21 protein-coding genes are annotated in these 22,720 nt (G+C 69.8%); 15 read left to right on the top strand and 6 right to left on the bottom strand.

Annotated elements, in window-relative coordinates; translation table 11 throughout:
• Window positions 1–4: 4 nt before the first annotated feature.
• Both PQV94_RS08870 and PQV94_RS08865 read right to left on the bottom strand, forming a co-directional pair.
• A complete protein-coding gene (locus tag PQV94_RS08870; RefSeq protein ID WP_274285509.1) occupies window positions 5–1,321 on the bottom strand; it encodes an LLM class flavin-dependent oxidoreductase in 1,317 nt (438 codons plus the stop codon).
• A complete protein-coding gene (locus PQV94_RS08865; RefSeq protein ID WP_274285508.1) occupies window positions 1,318–2,637 on the bottom strand; it encodes an O-acetylhomoserine aminocarboxypropyltransferase/cysteine synthase family protein in 1,320 nt (439 codons plus the stop codon). The genes PQV94_RS08870 and PQV94_RS08865 overlap by 4 nt, the downstream gene beginning before the upstream one ends.
• Window positions 2,638–2,885: 248 nt before the next feature.
• Here PQV94_RS08865 and leuC point away from each other — a divergent pair, with 248 nt between their 5' ends.
• Genes leuC through PQV94_RS08835 form a run of 6 tightly spaced genes read left to right on the top strand, consistent with a single transcriptional unit; the run spans window position 2,886 to window position 9,221 of the window.
• A complete protein-coding gene (gene leuC, locus PQV94_RS08860; protein WP_274285507.1) occupies window positions 2,886–4,355 on the top strand; it encodes a 3-isopropylmalate dehydratase large subunit in 1,470 nt (489 codons plus the stop codon).
• Between the two features lies 1 nt (window position 4,356).
• Window positions 4,357–4,962: a 3-isopropylmalate dehydratase small subunit gene (gene leuD, locus PQV94_RS08855; protein ID WP_274285506.1), complete on the top strand. Its 606-nt coding sequence runs from the start codon at window positions 4,357–4,359 to the stop codon at window positions 4,960–4,962.
• 10 nt (window positions 4,963–4,972) lie between these two features.
• Window positions 4,973–6,337: a UDP-N-acetylglucosamine 1-carboxyvinyltransferase gene (gene murA, locus PQV94_RS08850; protein WP_274285505.1), complete on the top strand. Its 1,365-nt coding sequence runs from the start codon at window positions 4,973–4,975 to the stop codon at window positions 6,335–6,337.
• Window positions 6,337–7,107: a lysophospholipid acyltransferase family protein gene (locus PQV94_RS08845; RefSeq protein WP_274285504.1), complete on the top strand. Its 771-nt coding sequence runs from the start codon at window positions 6,337–6,339 to the stop codon at window positions 7,105–7,107. Before murA ends, PQV94_RS08845 begins: the two co-directional genes overlap by 1 nt.
• Complete coding sequence (locus PQV94_RS08840) at window positions 7,100–8,230, top strand: NAD(P)H-dependent glycerol-3-phosphate dehydrogenase (RefSeq protein ID WP_274285503.1); 1,131 nt, start codon at window positions 7,100–7,102, stop codon at window positions 8,228–8,230. The genes PQV94_RS08845 and PQV94_RS08840 overlap by 8 nt, the downstream gene beginning before the upstream one ends.
• Window positions 8,136–9,221: a D-alanine--D-alanine ligase family protein gene (locus PQV94_RS08835; RefSeq protein WP_274285502.1), complete on the top strand. Its 1,086-nt coding sequence runs from the start codon at window positions 8,136–8,138 to the stop codon at window positions 9,219–9,221. Before PQV94_RS08840 ends, PQV94_RS08835 begins: the two co-directional genes overlap by 95 nt.
• Window positions 9,222–9,224: 3 nt before the next feature.
• Here the strand turns inward: PQV94_RS08835 and PQV94_RS08830 are convergent, their stop codons facing one another.
• The gene (locus PQV94_RS08830; RefSeq protein ID WP_274285501.1) at window positions 9,225–9,692 is read right to left on the bottom strand and encodes a DUF3515 family protein; all 468 of its coding nucleotides are present in this window, start codon (window positions 9,690–9,692) and stop codon (window positions 9,225–9,227) included.
• 69 nt (window positions 9,693–9,761) lie between these two features.
• Here PQV94_RS08830 and thiL point away from each other — a divergent pair, with 69 nt between their 5' ends.
• Window positions 9,762–10,748 (top strand): thiamine-phosphate kinase, encoded by a 987-nt coding sequence (gene thiL, locus PQV94_RS08825; protein ID WP_274285500.1) that lies wholly within the window; start codon window positions 9,762–9,764, stop codon window positions 10,746–10,748.
• Here thiL and rsmD read toward each other — a convergent pair.
• Entirely contained in the window at window positions 10,718–11,293 is a 576-nt protein-coding gene (rsmD, locus tag PQV94_RS08820) for a 16S rRNA (guanine(966)-N(2))-methyltransferase RsmD (protein ID WP_274285499.1), read from the bottom strand. The two genes, thiL and rsmD, sit on opposite strands and share 31 nt — an antisense overlap.
• A 51-nt stretch (window positions 11,294–11,344) precedes the next feature.
• Here rsmD and PQV94_RS08815 point away from each other — a divergent pair, with 51 nt between their 5' ends.
• The 7 genes from PQV94_RS08815 to PQV94_RS08785 all read left to right on the top strand — a co-directional run bounded on the left by PQV94_RS08815 (window position 11,345) and on the right by PQV94_RS08785 (window position 17,383).
• Window positions 11,345–13,522 carry an ATP-dependent DNA helicase RecG gene (locus tag PQV94_RS08815; protein ID WP_274285498.1) on the top strand — a complete coding sequence of 726 codons (2,178 nt, stop codon included), beginning with the start codon at window positions 11,345–11,347 and terminating at the stop codon, window positions 13,520–13,522.
• 53 nt (window positions 13,523–13,575) lie between these two features.
• Complete coding sequence (coaD, locus tag PQV94_RS08810) at window positions 13,576–14,076, top strand: pantetheine-phosphate adenylyltransferase (protein ID WP_137417165.1); 501 nt, start codon at window positions 13,576–13,578, stop codon at window positions 14,074–14,076.
• A gap of 103 nt (window positions 14,077–14,179) precedes the next feature.
• Window positions 14,180–14,677, top strand: coding sequence for a YceD family protein (locus PQV94_RS08805; RefSeq protein WP_274288253.1), 498 nt, complete (start codon window positions 14,180–14,182; stop codon window positions 14,675–14,677).
• A 12-nt stretch (window positions 14,678–14,689) separates the two neighbouring features.
• Window positions 14,690–14,899, top strand: a complete 210-nt coding sequence (gene rpmF / locus PQV94_RS08800) for a 50S ribosomal protein L32 (protein WP_045248451.1) — start codon at window positions 14,690–14,692, stop codon at window positions 14,897–14,899.
• 10 nt (window positions 14,900–14,909) lie between these two features.
• Window positions 14,910–15,602: a ribonuclease III gene (rnc, locus tag PQV94_RS08795; protein WP_274285497.1), complete on the top strand. Its 693-nt coding sequence runs from the start codon at window positions 14,910–14,912 to the stop codon at window positions 15,600–15,602.
• 1 nt (window position 15,603) lies between these two features.
• Window positions 15,604–16,500 (top strand): bifunctional DNA-formamidopyrimidine glycosylase/DNA-(apurinic or apyrimidinic site) lyase, encoded by an 897-nt coding sequence (gene mutM / locus PQV94_RS08790; protein WP_274285496.1) that lies wholly within the window; start codon window positions 15,604–15,606, stop codon window positions 16,498–16,500.
• Window positions 16,501–16,567: 67 nt separating this feature from the next.
• Window positions 16,568–17,383 (top strand): hypothetical protein, encoded by an 816-nt coding sequence (locus PQV94_RS08785; RefSeq protein WP_274285495.1) that lies wholly within the window; start codon window positions 16,568–16,570, stop codon window positions 17,381–17,383.
• Window positions 17,384–17,396: 13 nt separating this feature from the next.
• Here the strand turns inward: PQV94_RS08785 and PQV94_RS08780 are convergent, their stop codons facing one another.
• Entirely contained in the window at window positions 17,397–18,476 is a 1,080-nt protein-coding gene (locus PQV94_RS08780) for a GNAT family N-acetyltransferase (protein ID WP_274285494.1), read from the bottom strand.
• A gap of 29 nt (window positions 18,477–18,505) precedes the next feature.
• Window positions 18,506–18,754 carry a hypothetical protein gene (locus PQV94_RS08775; protein WP_274285493.1) on the bottom strand — a complete coding sequence of 83 codons (249 nt, stop codon included), beginning with the start codon at window positions 18,752–18,754 and terminating at the stop codon, window positions 18,506–18,508.
• A 443-nt stretch (window positions 18,755–19,197) separates the two neighbouring features.
• Here PQV94_RS08775 and smc point away from each other — a divergent pair, with 443 nt between their 5' ends.
• The gene (gene smc / locus PQV94_RS08770; protein ID WP_274285492.1) at window positions 19,198–22,710 is read left to right on the top strand and encodes a chromosome segregation protein SMC; all 3,513 of its coding nucleotides are present in this window, start codon (window positions 19,198–19,200) and stop codon (window positions 22,708–22,710) included.
• Window positions 22,711–22,720 lie beyond the last annotated feature (10 nt).

Below are 22,720 nucleotides of genomic sequence, written 5' to 3'. Positions count from 1 at the left end.
TCGCTCAGAACGCGCGCAGATTGGCACCGAGGCCGGCGCCGTCGTACTCACGGCGCAGGATGCCGCGACGGCGGAGGATCGGCACGAGCTCGTCGAGCATGCGGTGCACGGTGACCGGATGCAGATCGCCCCACAGCAGCACGCCGTCGTTGCCCCAGTCGCCGAGCTGCTCGATGCGGTCCGCGAGCTCGCCCGCGGTTCCCACCCAGCCCGAGCCGTCAGAGATGCGACCGAGGCGTGCGTGCGCGGCCAGGATCTGCCGCAGGGGCGTCTCGCGCGCATCGTGGTCGCCGACGAGCCGACGGATGCTGCCGTGCGACACGTGCGGGGCGAAGAGCCCGTCCGGCAACGGCCGGTCGAGATCGAGCGCGGTGAGATCCGTCTCCAGATCCGAGGACTGGCGACGGGCGATCGCGCGCAGTGCGGACTCGTCGGGCGTGCGGGATGCGGTCACGAGCCGGTCCGCCTCCTCGGGGGAAGAGACGAGCACGGGCTGGATCGCGAACAGCACCTTCACGTCCGACGGGCGGCGGCCGCGTTCGCGTGCGGCGCGGTGAATACTCTCCCGATAGGCGCGCACACTCGCCTCATCGAGAGGGGCGAGCGCCAGCTGCACGTCGGAATGCGCTCCGGCGAAAGCCAGACCGCGCTCCGACCCGCCCGGTGACACGATCGCGGGTTCACCGTCGGTGAACGGCAGCGCGTTCAGCGGGCCGTCGAAGCCGAAGTGTTCGCCGCGATGGCGCACCGCCCGCATCCGGGCGCCGTCCGCGTAACGATCATCGGCACGGTCGAGCACCAGCGCCCCCTCGTCCCAGCTGCGCCACAGCGAGCGGATGCCGTCCAGCCACTCCTCCGCACGGTCGTAGGCCGCATCGTGTCCGAGCGGTGCGTCGGTGCCGAAGTGACGGGCGCTGCCGGTGTCGGTCACCACGTTCAGGCCCAACCGGTGGCCGCTCAGGTGCTGCAGCGACGCGAACTGGCGCGCGGCCGTGTAGGGGAGGTACGCCGCAGGGTTGACGGTGGGGACGACGCCGAGGTGCTGTGTCGCCGCGAACAGATACGGCGCGAGGACGAACGGATCGTGCTTGGGGCCACCGAACGCGTGTCGCACCCGCAGGTCGATGGTCTCCGCAGAGCCGAGCGAGGGCGCATCCTCGATGATGAGCAGATCGAAGCCGGCCTGTTCGAGGGCGCGCGCGGAATCCTGGTAGAGGTGAGGGGAGGTCCAGTCGTAGTCCCAGTCCAGGCTCGGCAAGCCCCAGCCGTGCGGGCCGAAACCGCGCGCCAGGAACCAGCCGAAGTGCTGAAGACGACTCACCCGATGACCTCGATCGTGCGGGAGGATGCCGCGAGGGATGCGGCCTTGAGGGCGCGCTCGAGATCGGCGATCAGGTCGTCGGCATCCTCGATGCCGACCGACAGACGCAGCGTTCCCGGATGCACTCCGAGCGCCGCACGCGCGTCGTCACTGTGCTGAGCATGGCTCGTCGTCGCCGGATGCAGCACGAGCGTACGGACATCGCCGAGATGGGTCATGTGGGTCACGACCTCCACGGCCTCGACGAAGGCACGGGCCGCTTGCTGACCACCGTGAAGGGTGAACGTGAAGACCGAGCCGGCGCCGCGGGGGAGAAGACGCTCCGCCAGGGCATGGTGCGGATGGCTGGCCAGTCCCACGTAGTCGACCGACGCCACCTCGTCGCGGCTCTCGAGCCACGCCGCGATCCGTGCCGCATTCGCCGACTGCTCTCGCACGCGAAGGTGCAGCGTCTCGATGCCCTGCGAAACGAGGAAGGCGTTGAACGGCGAGGGCGTGGGGCCCAGCCGCGGGGCGACGGACTCTCGCACATAGGCCAGACGTGCGCGGGCGCCGTGGCGTTCCCACACGCTCGGCGCGCCATCGTGGCGCGCATTCACCAGCTGGGGGAACAGCGCACCCGAACGAGCGGCGTCGAAGCGGCCGTCGTCGACGATCACGCCGCCGAGGGCCGCACCGTGGCCGGCCAGGAACTTGCTCGCCGAGTGGACGACGACCGCCGCACCCAGCTCGATCGGTCGCACGAGGTAGGGGGTCGCGAACGTGTTGTCGACGACGAGCGGGATGCCGAGGCCGTCCGCCACGGCGGCGATGGCGGGCACGTCCAGCAGATCGTTGCGCGCATTGCCGATGGACTCGGCGAACAGGGCACGGGTCTCGGGACGGATCGCGTCCTGCCACGCGTGCGGGTCCGCGATGTCGTCGACATAGGTGACCGTCACCCCGAACCGGGAGAGCAAGTCGTTCACGAGCCCGCGCGTTCCCTCGTAGATGTGGGTGGAACTGACCAGATGGTCGCCCGCCGAGAGCAGCGACAGCAGTGCGACGGAGACGGCGGCTTGGCCGCTGCCTACGAACACTGCGCCGGCGCCGCCCTCGAGCTCTGCGAGGCGACGCTCCAGGGCGTCGACGGTCGGATTACCTGTGCGCGTGTAGCCGTAGCCGTCGCCCGTCGCGAAGTGGGCAGCCGCGTGATCGAAGTCGTCGAAGCGGAAGCCGGCGGTCATGTAGACCGGGACGGTGCGCGATGCCGCATCCGTCCAGTCGGTGCCGCTGTGCACCTGTCGTGTGGCGAATCCGTGGGTGGGTTCGGTCATGAGGGTCCTGCCGTCTCGGGTCGCAGCAGCCTAAAAGCGCCGACCGCTCGCGGGCGAGTGCGCCGACACACAACGTCACCTGCGCGCCGGCTGCTGGTGGGCCGCGCCGCCGGAGGGCGGTGGTAGCCTGTGCGGGTGCGGATCGCTCGCCTTCTCCTTCGCAGCCGCGACGAGTCCTAGACCCAGGCCTCCCTCGTCGCGGAGTTCGTTGCGGGCTTGATCCACCGTCATCTCAGGAGAACGACAGCATGAGCAATCCCGATCACTCCGCGGCGTCCGCGCCGCGCACCCTGGCCGAGAAGGTCTGGGACAACCACCTGGTGGTCAAGGGTGAGGACGGCCAGCCCGACCTCATCTACATCGACCTGCATCTCGTGCACGAGGTCACCAGCCCGCAGGCCTTCGACGGTCTCCGCGCCGAAGGTCGGGGCCTGCGCCGTCTCGACCTGACGATCGCGACCGAAGACCACAACACCCCGACGCTCGCGATCGACAAGCCGATCGCCGACCCGACCAGCCGCCTGCAAATCGAGACGCTGCGCCGCAACGCGGCCGAGTTCGGCGTGCGCATCCACTCGCTGGGCGACGCCGAGCAGGGCATCGTCCACGTCGTCGGTCCGCAGCTGGGTCTCACGATGCCCGGCATCACGGTCGTCTGCGGCGACTCGCACACCTCCACGCACGGCGCCTTCGGGGCCATGGCCTTCGGTATCGGAACGAGCGAGGTCGAGCACGTCATGGCGACGCAGACCCTGCCATTGAAGCCCTTCAAGACGATGGCCATCACGGTCGAGGGGACGCTCCGTCCCGGCGTCACCGCGAAGGACATCATCCTCGCCGTCATCGCGAAGATCGGCACGAACGGCGGGCAGGGATATGTGCTCGAGTTCCGTGGCAGCGCGATCCGCGCCCTCTCGATGGAGGGACGCATGACGATGTGCAACATGTCGATCGAGGCGGGGGCACGCGCTGGGATGGTCGCCCCCGACGAGACCACGTTCGCCTACCTCAAGGGGCGTCCGCACGCTCCCAAAGGTCAGGACTGGGAGGATGCGGTCGCCTACTGGCGCACGCTCCCGAGCGACGAGGGCGCGGTGTACGACGCCGAGGTCTTCCTCGACGCGAACGAGCTCGAGCCGTTCGTGACCTGGGGCACGAACCCCGGCCAGGGCGTGTCGCTGAACGACGTCGTGCCGACCCCCTCCGAGATCGCCGACCCGAACGAGCGCGTCGCGGCCGAGCGGGCGCTGGAGTACATGGATCTCGTGCCGGGCACGAAGCTGAAGGACGTCCCCGTGGATGCGGTGTTCATGGGTTCGTGCACCAACAGCCGCATCGAGGACCTGCGCGCCTTCGCGTCGATCGTGAAGGGCCGCAAGAAGGCCGAGGGCGTGCGCGTCATGGTCGTGCCGGGCTCCGCCCGCGTGCGGTTGGAAGCGGAGGCCGAGGGCCTGCACCGCATCTTCGAGGAGTTCGGCGCCGAGTGGCGCTTCGCCGGCTGCTCGATGTGTCTGGGCATGAACCCCGACCAGCTCGCCCCCGGCGAGCGGTGCGCGTCCACCTCGAACCGCAACTTCGAGGGTCGGCAGGGCAAGGGCGGACGCACCCATCTGGTGTCGCCGCTGGTCGCCGCCGCGACCGCGGTGCGCGGAACGCTGTCGAGCCCGGGAGATCTCGATCCCGTCGAAGAGCCGGCGATCGTCGGAGCGGGGGTCTGACATGGAGAAGTTCAGCGTCCACACCGGTGTCGCCGCCGCGCTCAAGCGCTCAGCCGTCGACACGGACCAGATCATTCCGGCCGTGTACCTCAAGAGGGTCACCAAGACGGGCTTCGAGGACGCCCTGTTCGCCAACTGGCGCCAGGATCCCGACTTCGTCCTGAACCAGCCCGCGTTCGCGCAGAGCTCGATCCTCGTCGCCGGGCCCGACTTCGGCACCGGCTCGAGCCGCGAGCACGCGGTGTGGGCGCTGCGCGACTACGGATTCAAGGTCGTGCTGAGCCCCAAGTTCGCCGACATCTTCCGCGGCAACGCGGGCAAGCAGGGTCTCGTGACCGGCGTCGTCACCGAGGCCGACATCGAGGCGCTCTGGGCGGCGATCGACGCGCAGCCCGGCATCGAGATGACCGTCGACCTGACGGCGCGCGAGGTCGTGGCGGGCGAGCTCCGAGTCCCGTTCGAGATCGACGATTACACTAGATGGCGGTTGCTGGAGGGCCTCGACGACATCGGGCTCACACTCCGCAACGAAGACAAGATCGCCGCCTACGAAGCGCGACGCGAATCCTGGAAGCCGCGGACACTCCCGCCCCTTCCCGCACAGTGAGGTACCGCACATGACACTTCTCGGGCAGACGACCGACTCCTCCAGCCCGCTCGCGGAGGAAGCGGAGATCCTCGAGATCCGCGGCGGACGGCCCCTGCGGGGCACCGTCGAGGTCAAGGGGGCGAAGAACCTCGTCACCAAGGCGATGGTCGCGGCCCTTCTTGGAGAGAGCCCGAGCCTCCTGCGCGACGTGCCGATGATCAGCGACGTCGCCGTGGTGCGATCGCTGCTCGAGGTGCACGGCGTGCGTGTCGCGGAGGGAGACGAGCCCGGTTCGCTCGTCCTCGACCCGCGTGACGTCGAGAGCGCCCACATGGAGGAGATCGACGCGCACGCGGGTGCATCCCGCATCCCGATCCTGTTCTGCGGGCCGCTGCTGCACCGCCTCGGACAGGCGTTCATCCCCGACCTCGGCGGGTGCCGCATCGGTGACCGTCCGATCGACTTCCACCTCGACGCGCTGCGCAAGTTCGGCGCGATCGTCGAGAAGCTGCCCAGCGGCATCCGCCTGTCGGCGCCGCGGGGTCTGCACGGCGCCAACATCCACCTGCCTTACCCGAGCGTCGGAGCCACCGAGCAGGTGCTGCTGACGGCCGTGCGCGCGCAGGGCATCACCGAGCTGCGCAATGCGGCGATCGAACCCGAGATCATGGATCTCATCGCGCTGCTTCAGAAGATGGGCGCGATCATCTCCTACGAGCCGAACCGCGTCATCCTGATCGAGGGCGTCCCGAAGCTCAACGGCTATGACCACCGATCGATCTTCGACCGCAACGAGGCCGCCAGCTGGGCGAGTGCCGCCATCGCCACGGACGGCGAGATCTTCGTCGCCGGTGCCCGCCAGCAGGAGATGCTCACCTTCCTCAACGTGCTCCGCAAGATCGGTGCACACTTCGAGGTGCGCGAGGACGGCATCCTGTTCGCCCGCGGCGAGGCACTTCAGCCCGTCACGGTCGAGACCGACGTGCACCCCGGCTTCATGACCGACTGGCAGCAGCCGCTGATCGTCGCGCTGACGCAGGCGACCGGACGCTCCGTCGTGCACGAGACGGTGTATGAGAACCGCTTCGGCTTCACGCAGGCACTCGTCAAGATGGGGGCCGACATCACGGTCTACCCGCACGGGCTCCAGGAGGGGCCGCGCCGTGTGCCGCGCCGCTCGCTCGAGCAGGCCGCGGTCATCACCGGACCCACTCCGCTGCACGGCGCCGACATCACGGTTCCTGACCTCCGCGGCGGATACAGCCACGTCATCGCTGCACTGGCCGCAGAGGGTACCTCGACCGTGCGCAACATCGGGATCATCCGCCGCGGATACGCGGACTTCCTCGCGAAGCTGACCGCGCTCGGCGCCGACTTCGACGTTATCGGCTGATGGCGGCGCCCACGCCCCGTCGGCGGCGCGCGTCGACGGAGAAGACACGGCCGAGCGTCTTCTGGCTGCTCGGCGCGATCGTCGTCCCCTTCGTCGGCCTGATGGCCAAGATCGAGATCGAAGGCGAGGAGAACCTACCCGAAGAGGGCCCGTTCGTGCTCGCCCCCAACCACCACAGCGAAATCGACCCGCTGCTCGTGGCGGTGGCCGTGTGGCGCATGGGTCGCGCCCCGAGGTTCATGGCCAAAGAGAGTCTCTTCCGGGTTCCCGTGCTCGGCTGGGCGCTGCGCGCGACGGGCATGATCCCGGTGGCGCGGGCCTCGAGCGCAGCGGCCGCGAAGCAGGCGCTCGACACGGCGCGTCACCTGGCGGAGCGTCGCGCGGGCGTCATCGTGTACCCCGAAGGGACGCTCACCCGCGACCCCGACCTCTGGCCGATGCGCGGAAAGACGGGGGCGGCGCGGCTGGCGCTGGCCGGCGACATCCCCCTCATCCCGATGGCGCAATGGGGTGCGCAGCAGATCATGCCCCGCTACGGCAAGCTCAGTCTGTGGCCGCTGCGCAAGCGCATCCGCGTGCGGGTGGGCCAGCCCATCGCGCTGGCGGAGTACCGTGACCGCGCCGCCCATCCCGCCGCGCAGGCGGAGCTGACCGCGCGCGTCATGGACGAGATCGCAGAGCTCCTGTCGGATCTCCGTGGCGAGCCCGCGCCTGCGGGGCGCTGGGAGCCCGGTGCGCACGGGCAGAGTGAGACGGGCCGTCTTGAGTAGGCGCGCCACGACCCCCGTCACCCGTGTCGCCGTGCTCGGCGCGGGCAGCTGGGGCACCACGTTCGGCAAGATCCTCGCGGACGGTGGTGCGAACGTCGTCATGTGGGCGCGCCGCCCGGAGCTCGCGAACGAGATCCACACCGGCAAGCGCAACACGAAGTATCTGCCCGGCATCAATCTGCCCCGCACGATGACCGCGACCTCGCACCTCGCGGAGGCGCTCGAGGGCGCCGACCAGGTCTACCTGTCGATCCCGAGCCAGTCGCTGCGCGAGAACCTTGCGGGCGTCCGACCGCTGCTCGAGGGCAGCTCGGTGCCCGTCGTGTCGCTCATGAAGGGCGTCGAGAAGCGAACCGGGCTGCGGATGAGCCAGGTCATCGAGCAGGCGCTCGGATGCGATCCGGCGCGCATCGCGGTCGCATCCGGACCGAACCTCGCGCTCGAGATCGCACAGGAGCAGCCAACAGCCGCGGTCATCTCCTCGATCAGCCCCGAGACAGCGGAGATCGTCGCTCGTGCAGCGCGCAACCGCTACTTCCGCTCCTTCGTCAACACGGATGTGATCGGCACCGAGTTCGGCGGTGTGCTGAAGAACCTGATCGCGGTGGCGATCGGCATCGTCGACGGAGTCGGCTACGGCGAGAACACGAAGGCATCGATCATCACGCGCGGTCTCGTGGAGATGACCGACTTCGCGGTCGCTCAGGGTGCCCAGCCCGAGACCCTGCAGGGGCTAGCCGGCCTCGGCGACCTGATCGCCACCTGCCAATCCCCGCTCAGCCGGAACAACACTGCCGGCAGGCTGCTGGGGCAGGGGTACAAGTTCCAGGACGTCGTGGCGCAGATGCAGCAGACCGCCGAGGGGCTCGCATCCGTCGCCCCCATCCTCCAGCTGGCCAAGGCGAGCGGGGTGCAGATGCCGATCGTGGAGCAGGTCAAGCGCGTGCTGGACGGCACGATGAATCCGCGCGAGATCGCTCCCCACCTGACGACCGACGACGACACCCCGCAGGGGGAGAGGACCCAGAATGGACAAACCGGTAGTGGTGGTGCTCTTTGGCGGTCGCTCCAGCGAGCATTCGATCAGCTCCGCCACGGCGGGCGGGGTTCTGGGCTCGCTTGACCGCGAGCGCTACCGGGTGATCCCGGTCGGCCTCACCCGCGAGGGCGCATTCGTGCTCGAGGACGACGATCCGGACAAATTCGCCCTCGTCGCCGATCGCCTGCCGGCCGTGATCGACAACGGCACGCGCATCATCTGGCCCGAGGCCGCGGGGGACCGCGTGCTGCGCGTCCGCGACGCGGACGGCACCGTGCGCGAGCTGGGTGCGGTCGACGCGGTTCTGCCGATCCTGCACGGTTCGCACGGTGAGGACGGCACCATCCAGGGCTTCTTCGACACACTCGAGCTGGCCTACGCGGGCGGCGGAGTGATCGACTCGGCGCTGTGCATGGACAAGCACTTCATGAAGGTCGCGCTGCAGGCGGACGGCATCCCGGTCTCGCCTGGAGTGACGCTGCGCCGTGCCGACTGGAGCGAGGACACGGATGCGGTGCGCCCGCGCCTCGCTCACCTCGAGCTTCCCTTGTTCGTCAAACCCGCTCGGGCGGGCTCGAGTGTGGGCGTGTCGAAGGTGCACTCGGCCGACGAGCTCGACGCGGCGCTGCGGATCGCCTTCGACGAGGACGACAAGGTGCTCGTCGAGCAGGGCATCGTCGGCCGCGAGGTCGAGGTCGGCGTGCTCGAGGGACGCGACGGCGTCGTGCGCGCCTCGCTCCCGGGCGAGATCGTGTTGAGTTCGCGAGAGTTCTACGACTTCGAGGGCAAGTACCTCGGCGGTGACGGCGTGGATGTGGTGTGCCCCGCAGCCATGACCGACGCCGAGATCGACGCGGTCCGCGACCTGGCCCTGCGTGCGTTCGCCGCCGTCGACGGCCGCGGTCTCGCGCGGGTCGACTTCTTCCTCACCGCGGACGGTCCGATCGTGAACGAGCTGAACACCATGCCCGGGTTCACTCCGATCTCGATGTTCCCGAAGTGCTGGATCGCGTCGGGTCTCAGCTACTCGGAGCTGCTGTCGGAGCTCATCGAGACGGCGCTCGCGCGGCGCTGACGCCTACGAGGTGCCGGGGCGTGCGGTGCACTCCCCGTCCTTGGGCAGTTTCGCAACCAGCGACGAGAGACTGTCGAGCACGTCGACGCTGGACACCACGTCGTTGTCCAGATAGATCTCCACGGCGGGTGTGCGTCCGAAACTCGTGAGGCGGTACCGGGGCGCGTCGCTGTCGTCGACGAGCCAGTCCACGCCGGACACCGTCTGGCAGACGAGGGTCGAAGGTCCCGGGGACGTGACGCCGCAGGTCAGGATCACGGCGGCGGGGTCGCCCCACGCCCCCGTCGCCTGCGCATCCGTCCACCGACGGTCCTGACCAGCCACGTTCTGTGGCAGATACGCCGTGATGTCCGCGCAGCGCGGGTCGTTCGCGGCCGGGGCGGGTTCGAGCGCGACCGTGCTGCTGCAGCCGGTCAGCGCGAGCAGCACGAGGGCGACGGCTGCCAGGCGGCCGAGTCGGGGGCGGATCACCCCTCCAGGCTAACCCCGGCCGCGGCCGCATCCGTCTCGCGTCAGCGCCGCGGAAGGTAGCGTGGCGGGGTGGATGAGGGCACCGAGACGACCGTGGCAGAGCTCAGCGAGCGCGAGATCCTGCGGCGCATCCTGGCACGCGTCGGGACAGGCTCGGCGGTCATCGGTCCTGGTGACGACGCGGCGGTGCTGGCCCCCGCCGGGCAGATCGTGGCGACCGTGGACACCCTCGTGCACGGTCCGGACTTCCGGCTCGCGTGGACCGGTGGATTCGACCTCGGCTGGAAGGCCGCCGCCGTGAACCTCGCGGACGTCGCCGCGATGGGCGCTCGCCCGACGGCGCTGCTTGTGGCCCTCGCGATGCCCGACGACACGACGATCGGCTTCGTCGAGGCCGTGGCGGACGGTCTGCGCGCAGCGTGCGACGAGCTCGCGCCCGGGTGCGCCGTGGAAGGCGGCGACCTGACGGTCTCCGACACGCTCACCGTCGCGGTCACCGCGCTGGGTGAGCTCGACGGTCCCGCCGTGCTCCGCTCCGCAGCGCGTGAGGGCGACACGGTCGCCATCGCCGGTGAGCTGGGCGGTGCTGCGCGCGGCCTGCGTCTCCTGTTCACACGCTTCCGCGATGCCGAGGGCCGCCCGGTCCCGGTCGACGTACAGGCGCTGACGGATGCGGAGCGCAAGGACATCGCGGCGCAGCTGCGCCCGCATCCGCCGATCGCCCTGGGCCCGCGGGCGGCGGCGGCCGGGGCGCACGCCATGATGGATGTCTCCGACGGCCTGGTGCTGGACGCGACGCGCCTCGCGGACGCGTCGGGGGTCACGATCGCCCTCGACACGCAAGCCCTCGGTCCGGATGCGGAGACCGCCCTGAGCGGCGGCGAGGACCACGCGCTCCTGGCATCCTTCGCCGCGCATCTCGACCTGCCCGAGGGCTTTCGTCGCATCGGCACCGTGCTCCCGCGCGGCGAGCACCCGGTCACCGTGGACGGTGCGAGTCCGGCCGACCGCGGGGGATGGGATCCCTACGCGGACTGGGACGCCGGTCGCGGCTGAGCCCACCAGAGCGCCGTATCGCCGTGACGACGCTCGCGCACCTGCTCCAGGTCTGCCTGCTCCCACTCGGGTTCCGCGGACCGCTTCGCCCGCTCGACCACCACGAGAGCGTCATCGCTGAGTAGAGGCCGCAGCAGTGCGAGCGCCTCGGCGAGCTCCTCGTCGGCGACGTCGTAGGGCGGGTCGAGGAACACGAGGTCGTACGCGGGCGTTCCCTGACGCAGGAAGGTGTTGACGGTGCTGCGGTGCGCCCGCGCCGTCGCGCCTGTCGCGCGGGCGATGACCTCGGCGTTGCGCCGCAAGACGGTGGCCGCCTTCGGGTTGTGCTCGACGAGATCGACGTGCGCTGCACCGCGGCTCAGCGCCTCGAGCCCGAGCGCACCCGAACCCGCATACAGGTCCAGCACGCGGGCGCCGGTGAGGAAGTCCTGGGACTCGAGCGCGGCGAAGAGCGACTCGCGCACGCGGTCGCTCGTGGGCCGCGTACCGCTGGCCGGCACGTCGAGTCGGAGTCCGCCGGCGGCTCCGGCGATGATGCGCGTCACCCCCTCACCCTACCGACGGGGCGTGGGGGAGGCCCGCCGTAGAATCGGCTCATGTCCGTCACCCTCGACTCCCGCCTCGACGGCGTGATCGGAGGCAAAGCCGCGACGACCCTGCAGCGGGCCTTCGGGATGCGGACGGTGAGCGATCTGCTCACGCATTACCCCCGTCGCTACGCGAAGCACGGCGAGCTGACCCCCATCGACTCGTTGACGGTCGACGAGCAGGTCACGATCGTCGCGCAGGTCAAGAGCGTCACCGATCGGAAGATGAAGAACCGGCGCGGCTCGATCCTCGAGGTGGTCATCACCGACGGCCGGGGTGATCTCGTGCTCACCTTCTTCAACCAGCCGTGGCGTCAAGATCAGCTCAAGGTCGGCCGGCGCGGCACCTTCTCGGGCAAGGTGGGCGAGTATCGCCGCCAGATGCAGCTCGCGCATCCGGACTACCAGCTCTTCGAAGACGAGAGCGTGGCGTTGATGAACGCGCAGGCGTACGCCTCCCAACCCATCCCGATCTACCCCGCAACCGCGTCCCTCTCCAGCTGGAAGATCGGTGAGCTGATCTCCCACACGCTCGATCTGCTCGCGCCACTGGACGATCCGATCCCCGACGACATCCGCGCTCGGGAGGGCCTGTTGGGCTTCCGCGAGGCCCTCGAGCGCGTGCATCGGCCGGACTTCGACGACGTCATCGACCAGGCGGTGCACACTCTGCGTTGGCAGGAGGCGCTCGTCCTGCAGACCGCCCTGCTGCAGCAGCGCCAACTCGTGCGCGCGCTGTCGGCCGAGCCGCGGCCTGCGGGCTCGCTGCTGGAGCGTTTCGACGCGGCGCTGCCGTTCGCCCGCACACCCGACCAGGTCTCGGTCGGCGAGGCGATCGCCGCCGACCTCGTGGGTCCGTGGCCCATGAACCGTCTGGTGCAGGGAGAGGTGGGCTCGGGTAAGACTCTCGTCGCGCTACGGGCCATGCTCCAGGTGGCGCAGAGCGGCGGGCAGTCGGCACTGATCGCCCCGACGGAGGTGCTTGCCGCGCAGCATCTGCGCTCGCTCACGAAGATGCTCGGTCCGGCCCTCGCCCCCGAACTCATGCCGACACTGCTCACCGGGCAGATGGGCGCCGCTGAACGGCGCAAGGCGGCGCTGCGGGTCGCTGCCGGGCAGGCGCTCATCGTGGTCGGCACGCACGCGCTGCTCAGCGACAAGACGACCTTCGCCGACCTCGCCCTGGTCGTAGTGGACGAGCAGCACCGCTTCGGCGTCGAGCAGCGCGAGACGCTCCGTGCCAAGGGCACGAGCCCGCACGCGCTCGTGCTCACGGCGACGCCGATCCCGCGCACCGTGGCGATGACGGTGTTCGGCGACCTCGACGTCTCCACGATCCGCACGATGCCTGCAGGCCGGGCCGGCATCGAATCGTTCGTCGCGCCGGTGGGGGAGAAGCCCGCCTGGTTCGAACGTGTCTGGATGCGCGCCGCGGAGGAAGTCGAGAAGGGCTATCAGGTCTTCGTGGTGTGCCCGGCGATCGACGTCGAGCCTGAGACCGCCATCGCCGAAGCCGGGCAAGAGCCGTCGACCACGATCGACGATCTCCCCGACGACGCGGGTGCCGCTCGTCCACGGTGGGGCGTCGTGCAGGTCGTCGGGCTTCTCGCCGAGCATCCCCGGTTCGCCGACAAGCGCATCGCCCTACTGCACGGCAAGCTTCCCTCCGAAGAGAAGGATGCGGTCATGCGCGCCTTCGCCGCCGGCGACATCGACGTGCTCGTGGCGACCACGGTCGTCGAGGTCGGTGTCGATGTGCCGAACGCGTCGACCATGATCATCCTCGACGCGGATCGGTTCGGCGTCTCGCAGCTGCACCAGCTCCGCGGTCGTGTCGGGCGAGGTTCCGTGCCGGGGCTGTGCCTGCTCGTCACGGACGCACCACCGCGCACATCGGCTCGAACCCGTGTCGAAGCGGTCGCGGCGACGCTCGACGGCTTCGAGCTCGCCGAGGTCGACCTCCAGTTGCGCGGCGAGGGCAACGTCCTCGGCGCTGCGCAGTCGGGAGCGCGCTCTTCGCTGCGGATGCTGCGCGTGGTCACGGACGCCGACCTCATCGCGCGTGCGCGCAGCGACGGCGAGGTGATCCTGGCCGACGACCCCGCGTTGCTGCGGCATCCGGGACTCGCGGGCGCGATCGAGCGCCGGCTGGACGCCGACGAACGCGCGGCGCTGGGAAAGAACTGACGGCCTCGCGGCGCGTTCCTCTTCTGTCGAAGGCGCGCCGCTAGGGTGAGAGGGTGAGCAACCGGATCGCCGTCGTCCCCGGCTCCTTCGACCCGCCCACCCTCGGGCATCTCGACGTCATCCGTCGTGCCGCGGGTCTGTACGACGAGGTCCACGTGCTCGTCGTGCACAATCCGGGTAAGGAGGCCATGCTCCCCATCGCGCAACGTGTCTCCCTGCTGGAGCAGTCGATCCGTGAGGACGGCTTTCCGGCCGAGCACGTCACAGTGGCGTCGTGGAGTGTGGGCCTGCTGGTCGACTACGCAACCGAGGTCGGTGCCGGCGTGCTGGTGAAGGGCATCCGCTCGCAGGTGGACGTCGCCTACGAGACGCCGATGGCGATCGTCAACCGCCATCTGGCGGGGGTCGAGACCGTCTTCCTGCTGCCCGACCCCTCGCACGCCCTCGTGTCGAGCTCGCTCGTGCGACAGGTCGCCTCACTCGGCGGGGACGTGTCGCCGTACGTTCCGCCGGTCGTCTCGCGCTTCCTGGACACCGGCGGCCGGGGCATCTGACGGGCCCCGTCGCGCGTCGGCGGGCTAGACTCTCCGGGTGAGAAATCGTCGACCCGGCCCCTTCAGCATCGGTGTGCGCGACATCGTCAATCGCCCCGGCGAGATGCGCGAGGCGTCCTTCGACGTGCCCGCTCCCGAGAAGTGGGGCGAGGGACTCGTCTCTGTGGCCCAGGGTGAAGAGGTGCACATCGAGGCTCGTCTGGAGTCCGTTCACGAGGGCATCCTCGTCACGGGCGACGTCGAGGCGGAGTACACGGGAGTGTGCGGGCGATGCCTCATCGACATCGCCGCGCCTGTCGAAGTCGAGTTCCAGGAGCTTTTCGCGTATCCTGGATCGGAAGCGTCCGACTTCGAAGTTCAAGACGACCACGTGGATCTTGAAAATCTGGTCAGGGATGGCGTCGTCCTGTCGCTTCCGTTCCAGCCGGTGTGCCGGCCGGATTGCCCAGGTCTCGACCCCGAGACCGGTGAGCGTCTGGCAGACCACCCCGCGCAGGCACCGCGCGAAGCCCTCGATCCTCGCTGGGCAGCGCTTGCGGACCTGGTAGCGGAACCGGCCACGGAGCCCGGCGACGCAGGACAAAGCACACAGACCTCGTAGAAAGAGAAGACCATGGCAGGTAACCCCCCGAAGCGCAAGGTTTCGCGCTCCAACACCCGTTCGCGCCGCGCGCAGTGGAAGGCCGAGGCTCCCGCCCTCGTCAAGACCATCGAGAACGGCAAGGTCGTCTACAGCCGCCCGCACCAGGCGAAGGTCGTCACCGACTCGCAGGGTACCGAGCTGTTCCTCGAGTACAAGGGCCGCAAGGTCGCTGACATCTGAGCCGCGTTCCGTGACGGACGCAGCTGCGGATCTCTCCGCACTTTCCGAGAAGCTCGGGGTCGATATCGACCCCGAGCTTCTTGCGCTGGCGCTCACGCATCGCTCCTATGCGTACGAGCACGGCCAGATTCCGCACAACGAGCGGCTCGAGTTCCTCGGTGACTCCGTGCTCGGACAGGCGGTGACGGTCAAGCTCTACCGTTCGCACCCCGAGCTCGATGAGGGGTCCCTGGCCAAGCGCCGCGCGAGCGTCGTATCGACGGTCGCGCTCGCGGAGGTCGCCCGCTCGATCGGTCTGGGCGCGTACATCCGGCTCGGCCGCGGTGAGCAGCTGACCCGTGGCGACGACAAGGACTCGATCCTCGCCGACACGACCGAGGCGATCATCGGCGCGACGTACCTGTCCGCCGGGGCGGATGCCGCGACGGGCCTCGTCCTGCGCCTCATCGAACCGCTGCTCGCCGATCCGGAGCGCTACGACGCCGCCGTCGACCCGAAGACCGCGTTGCAGGAGCTCGCGGCCCGGATGGGGCTGCCCGCACCCGTGTACCGGGTGGATTCGACGGGGCCTGACCACGCCCGGGTCTTCGAAGGCACCGTGACGGTGGGCGAGGTGAGCACCACCGGATCCGGCACGAGCAAGAAACAGGCCGAGATGGCCGCTGCCCTGACGGCGTGGCGCACTCTCAGCGGACGCGCCTGAGGTGCCCGAGCTCCCCGAGGTCGAAGTCGTGCGCGCGGGTCTCGCGCCCGCCGTCGCCGGCGCCTTCGTGAACGGCGTGGAGGTGCTCGACGAGCGCGCGCTGACACGTCATCGCGGCGACGGTTCGCACTTCGAGACCGAGCTCGCGGGACGCACGTTCGGCGCGCCCGCGCGCCGGGGCAAGTTCCTCTGGATCCCGTTGGCGGATGCGGCGGAGCAGGCCGTCGTCGCGCACCTCGGGATGAGCGGGCAGATGCTGCTGCGCGAGCCGGGCGCGCCCCGCGAGCGTCACGAGCGCGTGCGGTTCGATATCCGGCATCCGCAGCACGGCGAGCTGGCGGTCGTTTTCGCCGATCAGCGCACGTTCGGCTCCCTCGCCGTGGATCACCTCGTGCCCACCGGTGACGGGGCGGCGGGAGGCTACGGCACAGATCGCCCGAGCGTTCCGACGCAGGTGTCGCACATCGCGCGCGACCCGCTCGATCCGGCGTTCGACGACGCGGGCTTTCGCCGTCTCGTCGCGCGCAAGCGGTCGGGCATCAAGCGGGTCCTGCTCGATCAGGGTGTGGTGAGCGGCATCGGCAACATCTACGCCGATGAGGCCCTGTGGGCCGCCCGGATCCACCCCGAAACCGTGGCTGCGGCGCTGAGCGCCCGCGCCGTCAACCGCCTCCTCGCCGAAGTGCGCGCCGTGCTGCAGAAGGCACTCGCGGAGGGCGGCACGAGCTTCGACGCCCAGTACGTCAATGTCAACGGACAAGCCGGCTACTTCGCGCACTCCCTCAACGTGTACGGGCGTACCGGCGAACCGTGTGCACGTTGCGGCCACGCGATCGTGCGGGTCGCCTTCACGAACCGCTCGAGCCACTACTGCCCGCACTGCCAGGGAATGCGGTGATGTCCAGGGGTTCGCTCACGCGGACCGATGCCCGTAGGCTCCCGTCGAGGTCGGAGGGAGATCGAGCATGACCGGGACCGGTGCTGACGGGGCGCAGACGGGTGGGCAGAGCGTCGCGCGGATCGTGATCCTGCTGAGGACGCTGCCGGCGGGAATCGGTGAAGTGCTGGCTCCGGTCGCCCCGAGCGTGGCGCAATCGCTTCACGGCGCGCCGGTTTCGCGGATCGAGGTCACGGTCAACGGTGTGCCCGTCACATTTCACCTGCGCAGCGAGCCGCTTCGCGCCCGTGAGCTCGACTATGCCGTCGCCCAGTCGCCGCTGAAAGAACTCGTGTCCGAGGCGGTCGCTCTTCATGTCGCTCACATTGTGGTGAGCGTCGAGGCGCCGACGGATGTGTTCGACGCCCACCACGTCGTGTCGCAGCTGGGCGCCGCGTTCGCGCAGGAGAACGGCCTCGCGGTCTGGCTCCCCGACGCTGATCTCGCGACCACGGACGTCATGTACGTGGGTGAGGTGTCCGAGCGCCCGGCGCTGAACTGGTTTCACACGATGGCCGCTCGCCTCGACGAGACGGCATCGATCGCCCACACCATCGGCCTCGGCCGCTTCGGCGCGCCGGACGTACAGCTGGTCTCCTCGGTGCTTGCTCCCGCCGAGGCTCACGCCGCACTGCGGGATGCGGTCGCAGGAATTCTGGAGGCGAGACGGGTGCCTGAGGCGGGCGATTCCGTCCAGGTGGCGGGCGTCGCCTCCGTCCTGACACCGGGACAGAGTCGACTCGGGATGCCGGTCGTCCTCGACGTGGTGACCGCGCCGCCGCCGGACGGGGAGGCTCCGTCGGCGGGGCGCGGCCCCAGGCGTCGGTGGTTCGGGGGCAGGTGACGCCCCCGCGCGCTCACGAGAGCACGCGCTTCCACACGCCCTCGTAGCTGACCGGGACGAAACCGATGGCCTCGTTGATGTCGAGCATCGGCCGGTTCTCCTCCGCGTTGTACGTGACGACGCGTGTCGATGCCGGAGCGACCCGCGGCCAGGCGAGCAGACCCTCGGCCTTGACGAGCATGCCGAGCCGGTGGCCGCGATGCGTCGAGAGCACGAGGGTGTCGTACTGGTGCGACGCGGCCTCCGGGTCGACGCCCAGTACGAGCTCGTTGAACGCGCACAGCTCACCGGTCGCGATGTGCTGTGCGGCGGTCACCAGCATCCGGCGTCCGCCGTCGAGGATGTCGGCGTCCCAGGTGCGCACACGCGCGGCATCCCAGGTCTCCTCGTCCACCACCAGGTCGGCGGAGGGGGCGTCGGTCGACATGCGTGACTTCATCCAGGCGTACCCCTCGACGAACTCGTCGGGGGTAGGGGCCTCCCACTGCACGACGCGGTAGTCGGTGGACGCGGCGCGCGCGTCGGCGGCATGCTGCTCGAGTTCTGCCCGGTTTCCCGCGATGGTGAAGGCGCTCTTTCGCACGATCTGCTCCAGCGTGTAGCCGTGCCGCAGGAGGAAACGTGCCGGGTGATCGAGCGGCACATGGCCGAAGCCGGTCGGAGGCGTCAGCTGCTCGCCGTCGGCGGCGGGATGCTCGACCCAGCTCTGCATGACGCTGCGGCCGTGCGCGCGGGCTGTCTCCTCGAGGAGTGCGTGCGCACGCTCGCCGATGCCCTGACCCCACACGTCGCGGCGCAGCTCGATGAACACGTACGACGTGCGTGACCCGTCTTCCTGCGGCAGATCCATGCCCATACGCCCCACCGGCTCGTCATCGAGGAGCACGAGCCAGTGGAGGCGCAGTTCGTGTGCATCGGAGCGGGCGAAGGGTGCGAGCTCGCCGGGCGTCATCCGGTCGTCGTCCGTGCCGGAGATCTCTCGATAGACCTCGTTTCGGATGGCGGCGAGCCGGTGGAAGTCCCGGGCTGCGGGCCTGTCGAGGTCCGTGGGGACCTCGACAGGCCGCAGCTCGAGGGTGGTGAGGGTGTCCATGATGGTGCTCCGTGGGTGATTCGTGTCGATCATCGGATGGTGGGCTGTGCCCCCGTGCGCACGACGGCGAGGTCGTACGCGCGGCGCACATCCTGCGCGAGAAGAACCCGGGCGTTGGCCTCGGGTGAGACGCGCCGCCGAGAGCGGTCGCGACCCCAGAGCAGCAGCCGGAGCCCGACGCGCATCGCGATGCGGTCGACGAGGGTGGGCCGTGGCGCGGGCGACGGCGGGTGGGTGGGAAGCGATGCCCGGATGGGGGCGTCCTGAGTGATATTCACGATGGTTCTCCGAGTGAGAGCGGGCAGAATGCGGCCGCCGGATGGGGCCGCAGTGCGGTCGGGAAGGGCCGACCACGTGCGAGGGCACGGGTGGCGGAGGAACGAACGGCTCAGCGTGTCGTCGACTCCGCGCGGAGGTCTGCCCGGTTATGGGCAGACTGATCCCCGGCGAGGGTCAACGAGCGGTGTGCGTGCGACCGTTCTGGAACACACCGACGGAGCGGATCGCATCGACGACGCACGTGTTCGGCGCGGTGGTGACAAGCAGACGAGTCATCTTGCGATCTCCTTTCTCAACGTCGGTTGGCAGATCAGGACGCTAGCGTGTCTGAGAGACAGCTGTCAACATCCCGGGCGTGTCGCGCTCTCGGGCTGCGTCGCTGCGAGGCGCGAGAGGGCCGCTCCGGTAACGTCGTGAGAAGCCCGACGACCGGAGGATCCGCATGCACCTGAAGAGCGTGACGCTCAAAGGGTTCAAGTCGTTCGCGCAGCCCACGACCTTCGCCCTCGAGCCCGGTGTCACCGCGATCGTGGGACCCAATGGATCCGGCAAGTCGAACGTCGTCGACGCTCTCGCCTGGGTCATGGGGGAGCAGGGGGCGAAGACCCTCCGCGGCGGCAAGATGGAGGACGTCATCTTCGCCGGAACGTCCACCCGGGGGCCGCTCGGCCGCGCCGAGGTACAGCTGACGATCGACAACGCCGACGGGGCGCTGCCGATCGAGTACGCCGAGGTGACGATCAGCAGGACGCTGTTCCGCAACGGCGCCAGCGAGTACGCGATCAACGGTCAGTCCTGCCGACTCCTCGATGTGCAGGAGCTGCTCAGCGACTCGGGACTCGGCCGTGAGATGCACGTCATCGTCGGACAGGGGCGCCTCGACACCGTGCTGCAGGCCAGCCCCGAAGACCGCCGTGGCTTCATCGAGGAGGCGGCCGGCATCCTGAAGCACCGGCGACGCAAGGAGAAGACCCTCCGCAAGCTCGAGGCCATGGAGGCGAACCTCACCCGCCTCAGCGATCTCGCCGGCGAGTTGCGCCGTCAGCTCAAACCGCTCGGTCGCCAGGCCGACATCGCGCGCGAGGCGGCGACGATCGCCGCCGTCGTCCGCGATGCACGGGCGCGCCTGCTCGCGGACGAGCTGGTCGCACTGCAGGCGGAACTGGCCGACTTCGCGCGCAACGAGCAGGATCGCCGCGCGGAGCGGACCCTGCTGCAGGACCGCGCCGATCAGGTCAAGGCACGAGTCGTCGCGCTCGAGACGCAGGAACGCTCCGAAGCGGTGGATGCGGCGCGCCGCGTCGCCTTCGGGCTCGAACAGGTGCAGGAGCGGCTGCGCGGTCTCTACACGCTCGCGGGGCAACGACTGAGCCTGCTGTCCGAGGACGAGGACTCCCTTGCCCCGACCCCGACCGTGTCGCAGGCGGCGATCGACGAGGCGCGCGAAGAGCTCGACACGATCACGACCGGTGTCGGCGAGGCCGAGGACGCCGCGGCGGCCGCCGCGCGCGACGTGACCCGTGCGCGTGCCGAGCTCGACGCGCTGGACGCCGACATCGCGGCGCAGAGCGCGCTCGTCTCCGAGCACGACATGCGTCTCACGGCCTTGCGCGGCACGGCGGAGGCTGCGGAGTCGGCGCTCGCGGCGGTTCGCGCCGCGGTCGAGCGGCAGCAGAAGGCTCTCGATGCCGCCCTCGCTCGCAGAGCAGAGGCGGAGGAGGAGCTCGCGAGCGCAGAACCGGACCTGGTTCCGGAGACTTCGTCGGCAGAGCATGCCGCCGCCTACGAGCAGGCACAGCGGCATGCTTCTGACGCCGAAACCGAGGTGGCCGGCATCCGCGAGCGACTGCACGCCACCGAACGCGAGGTCGACGCGCTGTCCGCGCAGGTCAAGACGCTCGGACGCGCCCTGGACGTGCGCACCGGCGCGTCAGAGCTCATCGCGGCGGGGGGCAGCGGTGTCCGCGGACTCGTGGGCGACGCCGTTCAGGTGACCTCGGGCTACGAGGCAGCCATCGCCGCCGCGCTGGGGGCCGTCGCGGAGGGCGTTCTCGTCGACAGCGAGGCGGATGCGGTGGAGGCGGCCGCGGTCGCCCGCGGCGGCGACTTCGGCGTCGTCGACATCGTGATCGCAGAGGTCTCGGCCGCCCCGGCCGAGATTCCCGACATCGAGGGCACGGTGCGCGCGACCGACGTTGTGAGCGCTCCGGCCGGCGTCGCGGGACTTCTTGCGCGTGTCGTGATCGCCGCAGATCTTCCCGCCGCGCAACGCGTTCTGGCTTCGGCCCCCGATCTCACCGTGGTCACGCGCACGGGTGAGATCGTCACCCGTTTCTCGGTGCGCGCGGGCAGTGGCCAGGGTCGCTCTCGGCTCGAGCTCGCAGCGGAACGTGATGCTGCAGCAGAGCGACTCGGTGAGCTTCAGGTCGTTGCCGACTCGCTGCGCGAGGCCCTCTCGGACCAGACGCGCGTGCTCCAGGAGGCGCGCGCTCGTACCAAGCACACCCTCGACGCGCTGCGCTCTCACGACGCGGCTCTGGCGGCGCATGCGGAGAAGGTCAACCGGGCGACGGTGCGACACGAGGCCGCTGTGGCGGAATGCGAACGGCTCACCCAGACGCTGCGCCAAGCGCAGGCGGCGGTGGCCGAGGCCGAGGATTCGGCGCGCGTTGCAGCGGATCGGTTGGCATCGGCGCAGGAGGCTCCTCGTCCGATCCTGGACGCGTCGGCGCGCGACGGGATGCTGGCCGCGCTCGATGCGGCGCGGGACGGCGAGATGCGCGCCCGCCTGGACGTGGAGACTCTCCGCGAACGGATCCGAGCGGGTGAGGCCCGCATCGCCCAGCTCGAGCGTCAACGCGAACGCGAACGAGCGGCCGCCGAGGAGGCGGCCCGCCGCGCGGTGATCCGGCGGCGCCAGCGCGACATCGCCGCATCCGTCGCCGCTCAACTGCCGGCGCTACTGGACTCGGTCGACCGCTCGGTGTCGCAGGCGCGTGTAGAGCTCGCCGCGGCGGAGTCCGCGCGCACCGCGGTCACAGCGGAGCTCTCCGAGGCGCGACGCGAGGAGGCTGCGCTGCGGGAGCGGCTGAGCGGCCTGACGGAGAGCGTGCACGGACTCGAGCTGCGCATCCACGAGAAGAAGCTCCACGTCGGCTCGCTGCGTGAGCGGGTGCAGAGCGAACTCGGCCTGGACGAGAACATTCTCATTGCGGAATATGGCCCAGATCAACCGATCCCTGATGACGCCGCCGAACCCGCCGAAGAAGGCGAACAGCCCACGATCCCCTTCGATCGAGGCCAGCAGCGCAAGCGCCTTCAAGAGGCCGAGCGCAAGCTCGCTCAGCTCGGACGCGTCAATCCGCTCGCGCTCGAGGAGTTCGCAGCGCTCGAGCAGCGGCACACGTTCCTCACCGAGCAGCTCGCCGACCTGACGCAGACGCGCAAGGACCTCCTCACCATCATCGAAGAGCTCGATGAGCGGATGCGGTCGATCTTCCTGGAGGCGTTCGAGGACACCCGCGTCGCCTTCACCGAGGTGTTCCCGCTGCTGTTCCCCGGCGGTACCGGCAGCATCGCGCTCACGGATCCCGACAACCCGCTCACGACCGGGATCGACGTCTCCGTGCGGCCGGTCGGCAAGAAGGTCGAGCGGCTCTCTCTGCTCTCGGGCGGGGAGCGCTCGCTCGCGGCAGTGGCGTTGCTGGTCGCCATCTTCAAGGCCCGGCCCAGCCCCTTCTACATCCTCGACGAGGTCGAGGCGGCACTCGACGACGCCAATCTGGGTCGCCTGCTGACGGTGTTCGAGCAGCTGCGCGCGTCCAGCCAGCTGATCGTCATCACGCACCAGAAGCGAACGATGGAGATCGCCGACGCGCTGTACGGCGTCTCCATGCGTCAGGACGGCGTCTCGGCCGTCGTGGGCCAGCGGGTGCGCGAGCGCGAATCCGCGTGAGCCCGGCCGC

This window comes from Microbacterium sp. Clip185, from assembly GCF_028743715.1.
Taxonomy (GTDB): domain Bacteria; phylum Actinomycetota; class Actinomycetes; order Actinomycetales; family Microbacteriaceae; genus Microbacterium.
The sequence above is the reverse complement of the archived record's forward strand: the minus strand, read 5'-3'. Positions and strand labels throughout refer to the sequence as shown.

Bases quoted from the DNA above. Each gene is read 5' to 3' on its own strand.
- PQV94_RS08865 (WP_274285508.1), bottom strand. From the start codon at position 2,637: ATGACCGAACCCACCCACGGATTCGCCACACGACAGGTGCACAGCGGC.
- rpmF (WP_045248451.1), top strand. From the start codon at position 14,690: ATGGCAGGTAACCCCCCGAAGCGCAAGGTTTCGCGCTCCAACACCCGT.
- PQV94_RS08785 (WP_274285495.1), top strand. From the start codon at position 16,568: ATGACCGGGACCGGTGCTGACGGGGCGCAGACGGGTGGGCAGAGCGTC.
- smc (WP_274285492.1), top strand. From the start codon at position 19,198: ATGCACCTGAAGAGCGTGACGCTCAAAGGGTTCAAGTCGTTCGCGCAG.
- leuC (WP_274285507.1), top strand. From the start codon at position 2,886: ATGAGCAATCCCGATCACTCCGCGGCGTCCGCGCCGCGCACCCTGGCC.
- PQV94_RS08780 (WP_274285494.1), bottom strand. From the start codon at position 18,476: ATGGACACCCTCACCACCCTCGAGCTGCGGCCTGTCGAGGTCCCCACG.
- PQV94_RS08845 (WP_274285504.1), top strand. From the start codon at position 6,337: ATGGCGGCGCCCACGCCCCGTCGGCGGCGCGCGTCGACGGAGAAGACA.
- PQV94_RS08815 (WP_274285498.1), top strand. From the start codon at position 11,345: ATGTCCGTCACCCTCGACTCCCGCCTCGACGGCGTGATCGGAGGCAAA.
- murA (WP_274285505.1), top strand. From the start codon at position 4,973: ATGACACTTCTCGGGCAGACGACCGACTCCTCCAGCCCGCTCGCGGAG.
- PQV94_RS08805 (WP_274288253.1), top strand. From the start codon at position 14,180: ATGCGCGAGGCGTCCTTCGACGTGCCCGCTCCCGAGAAGTGGGGCGAG.
- PQV94_RS08835 (WP_274285502.1), top strand. From the start codon at position 8,136: ATGGACAAACCGGTAGTGGTGGTGCTCTTTGGCGGTCGCTCCAGCGAG.
- leuD (WP_274285506.1), top strand. From the start codon at position 4,357: ATGGAGAAGTTCAGCGTCCACACCGGTGTCGCCGCCGCGCTCAAGCGC.